The following is a 14011-nucleotide window of genomic DNA, read 5'->3' on the forward strand; positions in this document are numbered from 1 at the left end:
CCGGCGTCACCATGGGAGACCAGCCCACCGGGCTGCCGAGCGACGAGCCGATCGGGCCGCTGCTGCGCAGCACCGGGCTGGTCGTCGTCCTCGTGATGGGCGTGCTCGCCGCGATCTGGCTCGGCCTGTGCACGCCGACCGAAGGCGCCGGCGTCGGCGCCGTCGGAGCGCTGGTGCTGGCGCTGATCAAGGGGATCAAGCCGCGCGAGATTCGCGACGTCGTGCTCGACGTCGGCCGCACCTCGGGCCCGCTGCTGCTGCTGCTGTTCTGCGCCCAGCTCTATTCGCGCGTCCTGTCGATGACGGGCTTCACCGAGGTGGCGAAGTCGTTCCTGCTCGCCACCGGACTCGGCGCCTGGGGCATCCTCACCGTCATGGTCGGCATCTGGTTCGTGCTCGGCTGTCTGATCGACTCGATCTCGATCATCCTGCTCACCGTCCCGATCTTCGCCCCCATCGCGGCCCATCTCGGCTTCGATCCGCTGGCCTTCGCCATCATCGGCATTCTGGCGATCGAGACCGGGCTGCTGACACCGCCGTTCGGCATCCTGGTGTTCACCGTGAAAGCGGCCGTGCCGGACCGCACGGTCGAGCTCGCGGAGATTTTCCGCGGGGCCATCCCTTACTGGATCGTGCTGATCGCCGTCGTGGTCGGAATCGCGACATTTCCGCAGCTCGCGACGTGGCTGCCGAGCCTCTAGGGCGCTCATTCCTGGTATACAAACCCGCGGCGGACGGCCCCGGTGGCGCCGGACCGCGCTACCGGCGCCGTTGCCGCCCGTTTAAGCTCGCTTGCGCATTGTTTGGTCTTGTCCGATCCTGGTGGTTCTAACATCCTAAAAATAGGTTCTTTGCCGTGCTCCCTCCGAAAGGACTTCCCCTGGACGACCAGAGCCTCCGCGGCTTCCTCGAGATGGTCGCGACCACGTATCCCGAGGAGATCCTCCGGATCCGTGAGCCCGTGCGCACGCACCTCGACATCACCTCGACAGTGTTCGAGCTGGAGAAGGCCGGACGCGATCCCGTCGTGGTCTTCGAGACCGTCGAGGGCCACAGCATGCCGGTGGTCACCAATACGACCGGCAACCGCCGCCTGCTGGCCGCCTGCCTCGGCGTCGAGGCGGCCGACCTGCCGACCGCGTTCCGCGAGCGATGCCAGCGCTACCTCCCCTGCGAGGTGGTCGACACCGCGCCCTGGCAGGAGGTGACGCTCGAAGGCGACGACGTCGACCTGACCAGGCTGCCCATTCCGATCCACTTCTCGGTCGACGGGGCTCCCTACATCACGGCCGGGCAGCTCGTCGCCCGCGATCCGGTGACCGGCGTGGACACCACCGGCTTCCACCGGCTGATGCTGAAGGGCAAGAACCGGCTCGGCGTGTCGCTGCACTCGCGTCGGCGCATGTGGGAGTTCCACCGGCGGGCCGAGGAGCGCGGCGAGTCGCTGCCCGTCGCCATCACGCTCGGCGTCCATCCGCTGCACTACATGGGCTCGATGGTCTACGCCTATCCGCCCAACGTGCGGAAGTTCGAGATCATCGGCGGCCTGTTCGGCGCTCCCTACCGGCTGGCGCGCTGCGGCAACACCGGGATCGAGGTGCCGGCCGGCGCCGAGATCGTCATCGAGGGCGAGATCCTGCCTGGCGTGCACGAGCCCGAGGGCCCGTTCGGCGAGTTCACCGGCTACGCCTCGTACCGCAGCACCCAGAACGTCTTCGTGGCACATCGGATCCGCATGCGGCGCGACGCCATGTTCCACTCGGTCGCCTCGGGCATGGCCAAGGACCACATCCTGGTGTCGTGCGTGACGCGCGAGGGCGAGATCCTCAACACGCTGCGCCGCAACCTGCCCAACGTGCTGGCCGTGCACGTGCCGCACACCACCTGCGGCGCCTTCATGGCCTTCGTGAAGATGAAGAAGACCGCGCAGGGGGAGCCGCAGCAGGCCATCATGGCGGCGCTGGGAACCGAGTTCTACACCAAGTACGTGATCGTGGTGGACGAGGACGTCGACATCTTCGACATGAACGACGTCATGTGGGCGGTGGCGACCCGGGTGCGGGCCGAGCAGGACATCGTGATGATGCCGGGCTGCAAGGGCGCGATCCTGGATCCGACCTCCGATCCACAGACCTTCACGCTGACCAAGATGGGCATCGACGCCACCCGCCCGGTCGGCAAGGACTTCGCCGAGCGCCTCACCATCTCGGACGAGCAGCGCGCGCGGGTGCGCGGCATTCTCGCGAGCGCCGGCGTGCCGACCTGAGGCACGCGGGCGGGTCTCACAACGGAAGGAGAAGGACATGAGAAAGCGTTCAGCGATCGGCCTCGCAGTCGCCGGGTCCCTTCTTTTGACTGGATCCGCTTTCGCGCAGCAGCCCGTGCAACTGCGCTTCGCCACCGTCGGAATCGGCTCCGCCTGGTACAACTACGGCGCCGGCATGGCCGACATGGTGATGCAAAAGCTGCCGGCCGGCTCCAAGATCGACGTCCTGCCGATCGCCGGCGGCGTCGGCAACATCAAGCTCATCCAGAGCGGCGAGGCCGAGCTCGGCATCAGCTTCGCCGTCACCTCGGCGGAGGGCTGCGGCGGCTTCGGCTCGTTCAGCAGCAAGCAGAACAAGGTGATGGCGCTGGCCGGCGGCCTCGACATCTACTATTTCGCGGCCTTCATGCGGCGCAGCCTCGGCGTGACCTCGTGGGAGGAGATCGCCCAGGGCAAGAACAAGGTCCGGCTGATGACCACCCGGGCCGGCGGCACCGGGGAAGTCGGTGTCCGTCAGGTGCTCTCCCTGCTCGGCTCGAGCCGCGACGACGTCGCCAAAAAGGGCGGCCTGATCGAGCCGTCCGAGCGCTCCGCCGTCGCCGAGGCCATCAAGGACGGCCAGACCGACGGCTGGGCCCATGTGGTCACCAAGGGCCATCCCTCGGCAAGCCAGATCGTCACGGTCAACGACGTGGTCGTGCTGCCCCTGCCGGCGCCGGTGATCAAGGGGATGGTCGAGAAATACGGCTGGGCCGCCACGACGATGCCGGCCAACACCTTCAAGGGCCAGACCGAGCCGGTGCCGACCGTGATGGCGGTCTCCAACATCCTGGTCGGCGCCAGCGTTCCCGAGGACGTCGTCTACACCTTCACCAAGACCCTCATCGAGGGCGCCGACAAGCTGCCGCGGATCCATTCGGGCCTCGCCGATTTCGATCCCAAGCGCGCCGCCGAGCCGGCCCTCAACGGCAACTGCCCGCTGCATCCGGGCGCGGCGAAGTACTACAAGGAAGCGGGCCTGCTCAAATGAGCGACGGCGCGGCGCGTTCGGGGTTCGGCGCCCTGCCGGGGCGTTGGGTGCAGGCTCTGATCGGGATCGTCGCGGTCGCGCTCACGGTGGTGCAGTTCCTGCCGCTGGCGACCGGCCGCTCGCTCTACGACCTGACGCTCCTCGGCATTCACGTCGGCTTCACGGCGGCGATCGTCTTCATGACGGTCGCGGCGTCCGGTCGACGCCAGGCCGCGACCGATGCGCTGCCGCCCTGGGATCTCGCCGCCGCGGTTCTCGCCCTCGCCTGCGCGCTCTATTTCGCCGCGCAGGGCGCGCGCGTCTCGGAACGCGTGTTCGGGGTCGACGAGGTGTACCCGCTCGACGAGGTCTTCGGTACGCTGCTGATCGTGCTGCTGCTCGAGGCCTGCCGGCGCATCGCCGGCCTGGCGCTGGCTCTGCTGGCCGGCATCTTCATCGCCTATGCGTTCCTCGGGCCCTGGCTGCCGGCGCTGCTCGCGCATCGCGGCATGACCTTCATGCGGTTCATCGACCTGCAGGTGCTCTCGACCAACGGCATCTTCGGCACGCCGGTCGCGGCCTCCGCCCAGATGGTGTTCTACTTCGTGCTGGTCGGCGCCTTCCTGGAGCGTTCGGGCGCCGGACAGCTCTTCGTCGATCTCGCCTATTGCGTCACCGGGCGGAGCTGGGGCGGCGCCGCCAAGGCGGCCGTCGTCTCGTCCGGCCTGTTCGGCACCGTGTCGGGCAGCGCCGTCGCCAACGTGCTGGTCGACGGCATCATCACGATTCCGCTGATGAAGCGCACCGGATTCAAGGGCACGTTCGCGGGCGCCATCGAGGCGACGGCGTCGACGGGCGGCCAGCTCGCCCCGCCCGTGATGGGCGCCGCCGCCTTCATCCTGGCCGACGTGGTCGGGGTGCCCTACGCGACCGTCGCGTTCGCGGCGATCGTGCCGGCAGCACTCTACTATCTGTCGCTCTACGTGCTGGTCGACTCGCATGCGCGGCGGCACGGGCTAGGGCCGAACCAGGTCCTGCCGGTCGCCGAATCGATCGCCGGCCTGAAGGAGCGCTGGCACATCCTGCTGCCGCTGGCGCTGATGATCTACCTCCTGAGCGAGCAGCACTCGCTGATGCTGGTCGGCGCCGTGACGCTGGCCGCGATCGTCACGGTGAGCTGGGTCCGGCGTTCGACGCGGCTCGGCATCGGCGCCATCTACGAGTCGATCGTGCGCGGCGCGCGCGGTGCCGCCGAGGTGGCGATCCCGTCGGCCGTCGCCGGCATCGTGGTCGGCGTGCTGGTGCAGACCGGGATGGCCCTGCATCTCGAGCGCTGGTTGATCGCCGTGGCGGGGGACTCGCTGCTGGTGTCGCTGATCGGCGCCATGCTGCTGACGCTGGTGCTCGGCATGGGCATGCCGACCGCGGCGGCCTATCTGGTCGCCGCCGTGCTGGTCGGACCGGCCCTGCAGGGGCTCGGCGTGCCGGCGCTCGCCGGCCACCTGTTCATCTTCTACTTCGCCGTGCTGTCGATGGTGACGCCGCCGGTCGCGCTCGCCGCCTATGCGGCCGCCGGAATCAGCGGTGCCAGCCTGTGGGTCACCGGGCTGATCTCGTTCTTGATCGCCATCCCGGGCTTCCTCATCCCGTTCGCCTTCGTGGCCGATCAGGGCCTGCTGCTGCAGGGGCCCCTCCTGCAGGTCCTGCCGTCGGTCCTGACCGGATCGCTCGCCGTGATCGCCGTCGCGGCGGCATCGGGCGGTTACCTGTTCGGAGCGCTGCCGCTCGCGTCGCGTGCTGTTCTCTTCATCGGCGGAATCCTGATGATCACGCCCGATCCACGCCTCGACCTGATCGGCTTTGCCGGCGCCGCCGCGGTGCTCGGCGTCCAGTTCTGGCGTCGTGCCCGGTCCGCCGGCGTCACGGCGCTTCCCACGTCCTGAGCCGGAGACCCGCATGCGCACCAAGATCACCGGCTCCTGGGTGGTCGGCCATCGAGACAGCCATCACACGCTGATCCGCGACGGCGAGGTCGTCTACGAGGACGGCGTGATCCTGCATGTCGGCGGGCCGTTCCCGGGCGACGTCGACGAGGTGATCGACGCGACCGGCAAGCTGGTGGCGCCGGGCTTCATCGACACCCACGTCCATTCCGGCCACCGCGCCTCGCACCGGCTGATCACCGACACGGGTCGGCCGATGTATTACGGCCAGCCGTTCCTGGAGATCTCGGTTCCCAAGGAAGGCAAGGTCGTCAAGGGCGACCCGCGATATCTCAAGCACGGCGACGCCGGCTCGGAGGCGGCGTTCCAGCTCAACGCCCGCTTCACGGTGGCCGAGCTGATCCGCAACGGCGTCACCACCTTCGTCGAATACGGCAGCCAGCTCCGCGTCCAGGATGCGCTGCTCGCCGAGGTGACGCGGCTCGGCGCCCGCGCCTATCTGGCGCCCGGTTACGATTGCGGCCGCTGGGTCGGCGATTCGGAGGGCCGGCTGAAGCGGGTGCGCAACGACCAGCTCGGCCTGGACGGCCTCGCCACCGCGCTGGAGTGGATCGACCGCAACGATGGCGCCGCCGACGGGCGCGTGCGCGGCATCCTGGTCCCGCGCGAGGTCGAGACCTGCAGCGTCGAGGTGTTGCGCAAGACCGTGCAGGAGGCCGACGCCCGCAAGCTGCCGATGGCGACGCACGCCGCCTACAGCGTCATCGAGTTCTACGAGGTGGTGAAGGAGCACATGAAGACGCCGATCGAGCTTCTGGACTCGATCGGCATGCTGCGTCCGACCCTCAATATCGGCCACGGCAACTTCGTCTCCGACAATCCCAACCTCAATTACTCGGTGGCGCAGGACCTCGCCCTGATGGGACGTGCCGGCGCCAGCATCTCGCACTGCCCGATCAACATCGTGCGCCGCGCCCGCGTGCTCGACTCCTGGCAGAAGTACCAGGCCGCCGGCATCAACATCGCGCTCGGCTCCGACACCTATCCGCGCGACATGATCATGAACATGCGCACGGCGTCGTATCTCGGAAAGATCACCAGCCACACCTATTTCGCCGCGACGGCCGGCGAGGTGTTCGAGGCGGCGACGCTGGGCGGGGCGCGCTCGCTCGGCCGCGACGATCTCGGCCGGCTGGCGCCGGGGGCACGGGCCGACATCGTGGTGATCGACCTCACGGGACGCAACACGCTGCGCTACGGGCCGGTGCGCGATCCGGTGAAGAGCGTGGTGGAGTGCGGGGTGGGCGACGACGTCGACACCGTGGTGATCGACGGCGCCGTGGTCATGCGGGGCGGCGTCATTCCCGGCGTGGACTTCGCCGCGTTGCGCGACGAGGCCCAGGCCGCCGGCGAGCAGGTGTGGGCGACCCTGCAGGAGTGGGACCCGCTGGGTCGCACCCACGAGGACGCCTGCCCGTGGTGCTATCCGACCGCGACGTGACGCTCGGCCGGATCTGCACCGACGACTCCGAATTGATCAGCCTGCCGCGAAGCTGCGCAAGGTACCGCTGCGATCGCAATGCAGGGCGAGAGCGGCGCGCTGGGCCGCCGCGGGACTGGCGAAGCGGCGCTGATCGAGCGGGTAGAAGGCCGGCGCGGCGGCGATGAAGGTGTAGTCGTTGCCGCTGTCGCGGATCACGATTCCCACCGTGGTGTCGTCGACCTCCACGGCATAGGCGTGGTGGGTCGGTTCGGACCGTGGTCGTGCGGAGAGATCGCCCTGGACGAGGCTCATCGTCGGTTCCTTTCGTGCCGGAGCCCACGAAGTCGCTTCGTGGCGCTTTAGCGCTTGGTGACGCGGCGCAAGCTGCTCCATCAAATCCCGCGGCCGACCCTGCACATACCGTGCCTCTTTGTCGGCCCGACGACGATGCGCCGAGCGGCCGCCCGACTCAAGCCGACGAATATTCTTGTTTTTGATTGTGTCGGAGGCGGATTTTCCGGCCGCGGCCCGCTCGCGACTCCTGCCAATCGCATCATGAGAATTCCGCCGCCTCGCGGGCGTCGATGGTACCGGCACGTTCATGCCGCCGCCTCGCGAATGCCACGCAGATCGGCGACGAAGGCGCGGTATTCCTCGGCCTGCCGGGCCGCATCCGGAACCCGCAGCAGGAACGACGGATGCATCGTGATCCAGCCGGCGCGCGCCCCGAACTGCGCCGGCCCGCGCTCGCTCAGCACCGAGACGGCGCGGCCCGACAGCGCTCCGGCCGAAGTTCCGCCGAGCGCCACCACGAGGCGCGGCGCCAGCGCATCGAGCTCGCGGTCGAGCCACCAGCGGCATGCCGTCACCTCGCCGGGATCGGGCTTCTTGTGGATCCGCCGCCTGCCCCGCGGCTCGTACTTGAAGTGCTTGACTGCATTGGTGCAGTAGACGGCCGAACGATCGATGCCGGCTTCGGCGAGGGCGCGGTCGAACAGCTGCCCGGCGGGTCCGACGAAGGGGCGGCCGGCGAGATCCTCCTGGTCGCCGGGCTGCTCGCCGACGAACACGATCGAGGCGTCGGGCGGTCCTTCGCCGAACACGGCCTGGGTGGCCGGTCCGTGCAGCGGACAGCGCCGGCAGGCCGCGACCTCGGCACGCAACTCGTCGAGGGGCGTGTCGGAACGCACGACGGCGGGTCGCCAATGCGCCGCCACCCGCTCGGAGAAGGCCGGCGGCACGTCGGGGGCTTGCGCCCGCATCCCGGCGACGCGCCGGCCGGCCGCCGCGACCATCGCCGGGATCTGCCGCGTCTCCGGCATGTTGGCCCAGAAATTCCGCGGCATCTCGCGGCGCATGGCGTCGAGCCGCAGGCGCGCCGGATTGAAGGTCGTGCGGTAGTAGGTGGACCACAGCTCGTCCAGCACCGGGTCGTCGGCATCGGCCGGCTTGTCGGCCGGCGGTCCGAACACCAGCCGGCCCTCGCACCACGCCGCGGTGCCGATCGGGGTCGCGATCAGCCAGTCCATGCCGGCGAAGCGATCGACGAAGAACGGGGCGGCGCGCCTCAGCGTGAAATGCTGCGGCTCGAACCAGGCGACATGACGGGTGCGGCCGTCGATCTCGCGCGGGCGGAACCGCAGGAACGCATGCATCTTATGGACGTCGCGCCGCACCGCCCGGGCATAGCCGGAGAGCCGCGCGACCGCCGGGTCGGCCGGATTGGCGGCGAGGCCGCGGGCCCCGTGAACGACGCGCCACAGCACGTCGTAGAGCAGATCGAAGCGGTCGGCGGCGCGGTGGCAGATCGCGTCGTGCAGCAGATCCTGATAGGCGCGCGACACGCTGAACGACGTGCCCGCGTCGGTCCCGTCCGGCAGCGGCGGAAACAGCGACGGCGCCGCCTCGTCCATGAAGGCCACATCCTGGGGAGCGAGATCGAGCGCGATGCAGCGTTTCGCGGCGGCCCGGAAGGTCGCGTCGTCCGCATCTCCCGGGAGACGCACCGCATGCATGATCAGAACAACGAGAGCTGGACCGGCGCCGGCGCGAGCCGGCGGCGCAGATGCGCGTCGTCGAGCGACGCGGTCGGCCGCCAGTCGGCCGTCACGATGAACGGCCGGGTCCGGGACAGGCCGCCGGAGAGCCGCGCGATGTCGGCGAGGCGGAGGGTAGCGCTGCGCCGTGCGACGAGAATGCGATCGACGGCGCGCACGCCGAGCCCCGGCACACGGAGCAGCGCCTCCCGCGGGGCAGCGTTGACGTCGACCGGAAACTGGTCGCGCCGCGCCAGCGCCCAGGCGAGCTTCGGATCGATCGCCTGGTCCAGCATGCCGGACGGTGCCGCCGTCACCAGATCCGGCAGCTCGAATCCGTAGAAGCGCAGCAGCCAGTCGGCCTGATAGAGGCGATGCTCGCGGATCAGCGGGGTCGCCGCCTGCGGCAGGCCGGCGGAGGGGTGGCCGGTGGGGCTGAAGGCCGCATAGTAGACTCGCTTGAGCCGATAGGAGGCGTAGAGCGCCGTCGAGGCGCCCAGGATCGCGAGATCGTCGGCACGATCGGCGCCGACGATCATCTGGGTGGACTGGCCGGCCGGGGCGAAGCGCGGCGGTTTCGCGCGACGGATCGCGCCGGGGGCCGGCTTGCGGGCATCGACCGCCTCGTCGATCAGGGTGCGGGTCGCCGCCATCCCTCTGCGGATGCTCGTCGCGTCCTTCTCGGGCGCATAGGTCGAGAGCGAGGTCTCGCTCGGCAGCTCGACATTGATCGACAGCCGGTCGGCCCAGCGGCCGGCCTCCGCGACCAGCGCATCGGACGCACCCGGAATGGTCTTCAGATGGATGTAGCCGCGAAACCCGTGGGCGGTGCGCAGCGTGCGCGCGACCCGCACGAGCTCGCCCATGGTCTCGTCCTCGCCGCGGGCGATCCCGGACGACAGGAACAGGCCCTCGATGCAGTTGCGGCGGTAGAGATCCAGCGTGAGCCGCACCACCTCGTCGACCGAGAAGCGCGCCCGCGCCACGTTGCTGGAGCGGCGGCTGACGCAATAGGCGCAGTCGTAGCGGCAGAAATTGGTGAGCAGGATCTTCAGCAGCGAGACGCAACGGCCGTCCGGCGTGAAGGCGTGGCAGATGCCGGCCCCGGTGGTGGAGCCGATGCCGCCGCGCAGCGAATCCCGTTTGCTGCCGCCCGACGACGCGCAGGAGGCGTCGTACTTGGCGGCGTCGGCCAGGATTTCGAGCTTTTTCAGCAGGTCGAGCGGCATGGTCCCGCATCTTGCGTTCGTGTTTTGTTCTTTTTAGGGCCAGCGCAATAGTCGCGCAAGCGCGAGCGCAGCTCCGCGGAGCGAAACCGCGCCCGCCGCCTCGGTCAGAACGCCGGCTTGATGCCCGCCGCCTTGACGAGTGCCACCGCCGCCTCGGTGTCCTCGCGGAAGAACGCCTCGAACTGGTCCGGCGTCATCGGCATCGGCTCGACCCCGAGCGTCGCCAGCCGCTCCTTCACGGCCGAGACCTGCAGAGCGGCCGCGGTCTCGCGATGCAGCCGGTCGACGATCGCCCGCGGCGTGCCGGCCGGGACGAACAGGCCCGAGTAGAACGGGTAGATGCCTTCCGCCGACACCCCGGCCTCGACCAGCGTCGGCACCTCGGGCAGCACCGCCGACCGCGTCGGGGCGCTGACGGCCAGTGCGACGAGCTGCTTCTCGCGGATCTGCGGCAGCGAGGTGGTGAAGAGCTGAGCGGAAAAGTCCGAGCGGCCCGCGATCACGTCGGTCACCGCCTCGGCCGCGCCCTTGAACGGGATGTGCTGGGCCTTGAAGCCGGCGGCGACCCGCAGGCGCTCGGCGCCGAAATGGGAGGCCGATCCGACGCCGGCGGTGGAGAAGTTCAGGCCCTCCGGCCTGTCCTTGCCGGCCGCGACGAGATCCTGCAGCGTCTTGTACTTGGCCGGATTGGCGACGATCACCAGCGGCTGACGGCCGAACGGAACGACGGCCGAAAAATCCTTCAAGGTGTCGTAGGGCAGCTTCGGATACAGCGCATGGGCCGTGCCCAGGGCGCCGAAGGCCAGGATCGTGTAGCCGTCCGGGGCCGCCTTGGCGACGGCATTGGCGCCGATGGTGCCGCCGGCGCCCGGGCGGTTCTCCACCACCACGGTCTGGCCGAGCTGGCGGCCCACCTGCTCCATCACGACCCGGGCCATGATGTCGCTGGCGCTGCCGGCGCCCGGCGGCACGATCACGGTGAGAGTGCGGGTGGGCCAGTCCTGCGCCCTCGACGCTTGTGAAAACCCGGACACGAGCAGGAGACCGGCGGCGAGCAGCAGCCCGCCATGGAACAGCGCGCGCCGGCGCGCGTGGCGAAACGTGGTCATGCGTCCTCCCCAGGACAGATCGTTGCGGCGCAGTTGCTCTGCGGTTTCGACGTCGAGCGTCGTTGACGGACCGAGCCTATGCGAGGGACGCGAACGGCGCCACTCGCCAGGAGGTCGCGGAGATCATGGTCGCGGACCGGGAGGTCGCTGCGGCGCCCTCAGAGGCCGTCGAGCACGATCTTGCCGATCGTCCGGCCGCTCTCGATGGCCCGATGCGCCTCCCGCAGGGTCTCGGCCGACAGCGGGCCGAGATGCTGCTTCGCGGTGGTGCGCAGCACGCCGGCGTCGACCAGGGCCGAGACCTCGTCGAGCAGGCGGCGCTGCTCGGCGATGTCGGGCGTGCCGAAGCGCGGCCGCGTGAACATCAACTCCCAGTGCACCGACAGCGACTTCATCTTGAACGGTGCGATGTCGAGCACCTTGGGGTCGTCGATGAGGGCGAACTTTCCGTGCGGCTTCAGCGAGCGGACGATGGCCGGCAGGTGCCCTTCGGTGCCGGACAGGCCGGCGACGTATTTCACCTCGGGGATCCCGATCGCGGCCAGCCCCTGGTCGAGCGGCTGGCGGTGATCGATCACGTGGTGGGCGCCCAGGGCCGTGCACCAGGCGATGGTCTCGGGCCGCGAGGCGGTCGCGACGACGGTGAGGCCGGTGAGGCGCCGGGCGAGCTGGATCAGGATCGAGCCGACCCCGCCGGCCCCGTTGATCACCAGGAGGGCACCGGCCTCGGTCTTGCGACCATACGGAACGGCGAGCCGGTCGAACAGCAGCTCCCACGCCGTGATGCTGGTCAGCGGCAGCGCGGCGGCGTCGGCGAAGCCGAGCGTCGCCGGCTTGCGGCCGACGATGCGCTCGTCGACGGCCTGCAGCTCGGCGTTGCTGCCGGCCCGGTCGATCGAGCCGGCATAGAAGACCTCGTCCCCCGCCGAATAGCCGGTCACCTCGGGGCCCACGGCCTCGACCACGCCGGCGGCGTCGAAGCCGAGGATGCGGGCCTCGCCCTCCGGCGGGGCCGCGGCGGCCCGCACCTTCGTGTCGACCGGGTTCACGGACACGGCCTTCACGCGGACCAGGAGGTCGCGGGGACGCAGGGTGGGCGTTTCGGCCTCGAAGGCGACGAGCGGACCGTCGGCCGTGAGCGGCCCGGGGGTGCGATATCCGATGGCTTTCATGTCGGTCTCCGATGTCGCGCGCGGCAACGGCCGCGTACCGCCGGCGACGATCGGGCCTCGTGGGCAAAAAGGGAAACGAATAGTCCTTGTGTCACCCAGGGCGCCCGGCGCGCGCGAATTGCTGCGCCGCGTCCCGACGGGTATCGTCCGCCGGCTTTCCCGTCCGACTCGATCGCAGGCGCATGGCTTCCAGCTTGGTTCCCCCCGTCCGGCGCGAGGCCGACGCGCGTCCCACCGCTCTCTCGGTGCTCAACTCCGTGTTCGGCCTGCCGGCCTTCCGGGGCGCCCAGGAAGAGATCGTGCGGCACGTCACGGCGGGCGGGCACGGCCTCGTGCTGATGCCGACCGGCGGCGGGAAATCGCTGTGCTATCAGGTGCCGGCGCTGCTGCGGGACGGCTGCGGCATCGTCGTCTCGCCGCTCATCGCGCTGATGCGCGACCAGGTCGCCGGTCTCCTGGAGGCCGGCGTCCGCGCCGCGGTGCTGAACTCGACGCTCTCGTTCGACGAGGCGGCCGCGGTGGAGCGCCACATCGTCGCCGGCGAGCTCGACCTCGTCTACGTGGCGCCCGAGCGGCTGCTCACCCCGCGCTGCCTCGCCGTGCTGGAGCGCGCGAGAATCGCGCTGTTCGCCATCGACGAGGCGCATTGCGTGTCGCAATGGGGGCACGACTTCCGCCCCGAATACATCGGCCTGTCGGTGCTGGCCGAGCGCTTCCCCGACGTGCCGCGCCTCGCGCTCACCGCGACGGCCGACGACCGCACCCGCGCCGAGATCGTCGAGCGGCTCGGCCTCGTCGGATCGCCGAGCTTCGTCGCCAGCTTCGACCGTCCCAACATCCGCTACGAGATCGTCGAGAAGCACAACGCCCCGCGCCAGCTCGAGGCGTTCATCGCCGAGCGCCACGCCGGCGACGCCGGCATCGTCTACTGCCTCTCTCGCGCCAAGGTCGAGGAGACGGCGGCCGCGCTGACCAAGGCCGGCATTCCGGCCCTGCCCTATCACGCCGGCCTGCCGGCCGAGCTGCGCGCGAAAAATCAGGACCGCTTCATCAACGAGGACGGCCTCGTGGTCGTCGCCACGATCGCGTTCGGCATGGGCATCGACAAGCCGGACGTGCGCTTCGTCGCGCATCTCGATCTGCCGAAGAACATCGAGGCCTATTATCAGGAGACCGGACGGGCCGGCCGCGACGGCAAGCCGGCCGACGCCTGGATGGCCTACGGCCTCTCCGACATCGTGCAGCAGCGCCGGATGATCGACGAATCCACCGGCACGGACGCGTTCAAGCGGGTGTCGCGCGAAAAGCTCGACGCGCTGGTCGGCCTCGCCGAGACGGCCGGCTGCCGGCGCGCCCATCTGCTCGGCTATTTCGGCGAGCGCAGCGCGCCCGCCTGCGGCAACTGCGACAACTGCCTCGCCCCGCCGAAGCTGTGGGACGGCAGCGTCGCGGCCCAGAAGCTGTTGTCCTGCGCCTATCGCACCGGCCAGCGCTTCGGCGTCGCGCATCTGATCGACGTGCTGCTCGGTCGCGCCACCGAGCGCGTCGTGCAGCTGCGTCACGAGACGTTGTCGGTGTTCGGCATCGGCGGCGAGCTCACCGAGAAGCAGTGGCGCGCGGTGGCGCGTCAGCTCGTCGCGCTCGGCCATCTGCGGGCGGACAGCGAGGCGTTCGGCGGCCTGCGGCTGACCGACTCGTCGCGCGACGTGCTGAAGGGCGCCACCCGCGTGATGCTGCGCGAGCAGGCGGCGACGGCGCGCCGCG

The 14011-nt window shown here is 70.0% G+C and carries 11 protein-coding genes; 6 read left to right on the plus strand and 5 right to left on the minus strand.

What is annotated here, in order from left to right; all coding sequences use genetic code 11:
- The 5 genes from CH341_RS19260 to CH341_RS19280 form a co-directional block, all read left to right on the plus strand.
- A partial coding sequence (locus CH341_RS19260; protein ID WP_146604542.1) for a TRAP transporter large permease subunit occupies positions 1-701 on the plus strand: 701 nt, incomplete at its 5' end.
- A gap of 155 nt (positions 702-856) precedes the next feature.
- The gene (locus tag CH341_RS19265; RefSeq protein ID WP_146604543.1) at positions 857-2266 is read left to right on the plus strand and encodes a UbiD family decarboxylase; all 1410 of its coding nucleotides are present in this window, start codon (positions 857-859) and stop codon (positions 2264-2266) included.
- A gap of 37 nt (positions 2267-2303) precedes the next feature.
- Positions 2304-3296 (plus strand): TAXI family TRAP transporter solute-binding subunit, encoded by a 993-nt coding sequence (locus tag CH341_RS19270; RefSeq protein WP_111420612.1) that lies wholly within the window; start codon positions 2304-2306, stop codon positions 3294-3296.
- A complete protein-coding gene (locus tag CH341_RS19275) occupies positions 3293-5218 on the plus strand; it encodes a TRAP transporter permease (RefSeq protein WP_111420613.1) in 1926 nt (641 codons plus the stop codon). Before CH341_RS19270 ends, CH341_RS19275 begins: the two co-directional genes overlap by 4 nt.
- Before the next feature lie 13 nt (positions 5219-5231).
- Positions 5232-6719 (plus strand): chlorohydrolase family protein, encoded by a 1488-nt coding sequence (locus tag CH341_RS19280; RefSeq protein WP_111420614.1) that lies wholly within the window; start codon positions 5232-5234, stop codon positions 6717-6719.
- 36 nt (positions 6720-6755) lie between these two features.
- On the opposite strand, the gene CH341_RS19285 is transcribed toward CH341_RS19280, so the two are convergent.
- From CH341_RS19285 to CH341_RS19305, 5 genes are all read right to left on the minus strand, one after another.
- Positions 6756-7013: a hypothetical protein gene (locus CH341_RS19285; RefSeq protein ID WP_111420615.1), complete on the minus strand. Its 258-nt coding sequence runs from the start codon at positions 7011-7013 to the stop codon at positions 6756-6758.
- 287 nt (positions 7014-7300) lie between these two features.
- Entirely contained in the window at positions 7301-8716 is a 1416-nt protein-coding gene (locus CH341_RS19290; protein WP_111420616.1) for a UdgX family uracil-DNA binding protein, read from the minus strand.
- Positions 8717-8718: 2 nt separating this feature from the next.
- Complete coding sequence (locus tag CH341_RS19295; protein WP_111420617.1) at positions 8719-9966, minus strand: putative DNA modification/repair radical SAM protein; 1248 nt, start codon at positions 9964-9966, stop codon at positions 8719-8721.
- Positions 9967-10070: 104 nt separating this feature from the next.
- Entirely contained in the window at positions 10071-11075 is a 1005-nt protein-coding gene (locus tag CH341_RS19300; protein ID WP_111420618.1) for a Bug family tripartite tricarboxylate transporter substrate binding protein, read from the minus strand.
- Positions 11076-11233: 158 nt separating this feature from the next.
- Positions 11234-12247 carry a zinc-binding alcohol dehydrogenase family protein gene (locus CH341_RS19305; protein WP_111420619.1) on the minus strand — a complete coding sequence of 338 codons (1014 nt, stop codon included), beginning with the start codon at positions 12245-12247 and terminating at the stop codon, positions 11234-11236.
- 182 nt (positions 12248-12429) lie between these two features.
- Here CH341_RS19305 and recQ point away from each other — a divergent pair.
- Positions 12430-14011 (plus strand): DNA helicase RecQ (gene recQ / locus CH341_RS19310; protein ID WP_111420620.1); only part of this gene is annotated, 1582 nt, incomplete at its 3' end.

The organism is Rhodoplanes roseus (genome assembly GCF_003258865.1).
Lineage (GTDB): Bacteria > Pseudomonadota > Alphaproteobacteria > Rhizobiales > Xanthobacteraceae > Rhodoplanes > Rhodoplanes roseus.

Coding starts and splice junctions, on each gene's coding strand:
- CH341_RS19290 (WP_111420616.1), bottom strand. CDS start 8,716: ATGCATGCGGTGCGTCTCCCGGGAGATGCGGACGACGCGACCTTCCGG.
- CH341_RS19300 (WP_111420618.1), bottom strand. CDS start 11,075: ATGACCACGTTTCGCCACGCGCGCCGGCGCGCGCTGTTCCATGGCGGG.
- CH341_RS19295 (WP_111420617.1), bottom strand. CDS start 9,966: ATGCCGCTCGACCTGCTGAAAAAGCTCGAAATCCTGGCCGACGCCGCC.
- CH341_RS19305 (WP_111420619.1), bottom strand. CDS start 12,247: ATGAAAGCCATCGGATATCGCACCCCCGGGCCGCTCACGGCCGACGGT.
- CH341_RS19275 (WP_111420613.1), top strand. CDS start 3,293: ATGAGCGACGGCGCGGCGCGTTCGGGGTTCGGCGCCCTGCCGGGGCGT.
- CH341_RS19280 (WP_111420614.1), top strand. CDS start 5,232: ATGCGCACCAAGATCACCGGCTCCTGGGTGGTCGGCCATCGAGACAGC.
- CH341_RS19270 (WP_111420612.1), top strand. CDS start 2,304: ATGAGAAAGCGTTCAGCGATCGGCCTCGCAGTCGCCGGGTCCCTTCTT.
- CH341_RS19285 (WP_111420615.1), bottom strand. CDS start 7,013: ATGAGCCTCGTCCAGGGCGATCTCTCCGCACGACCACGGTCCGAACCG.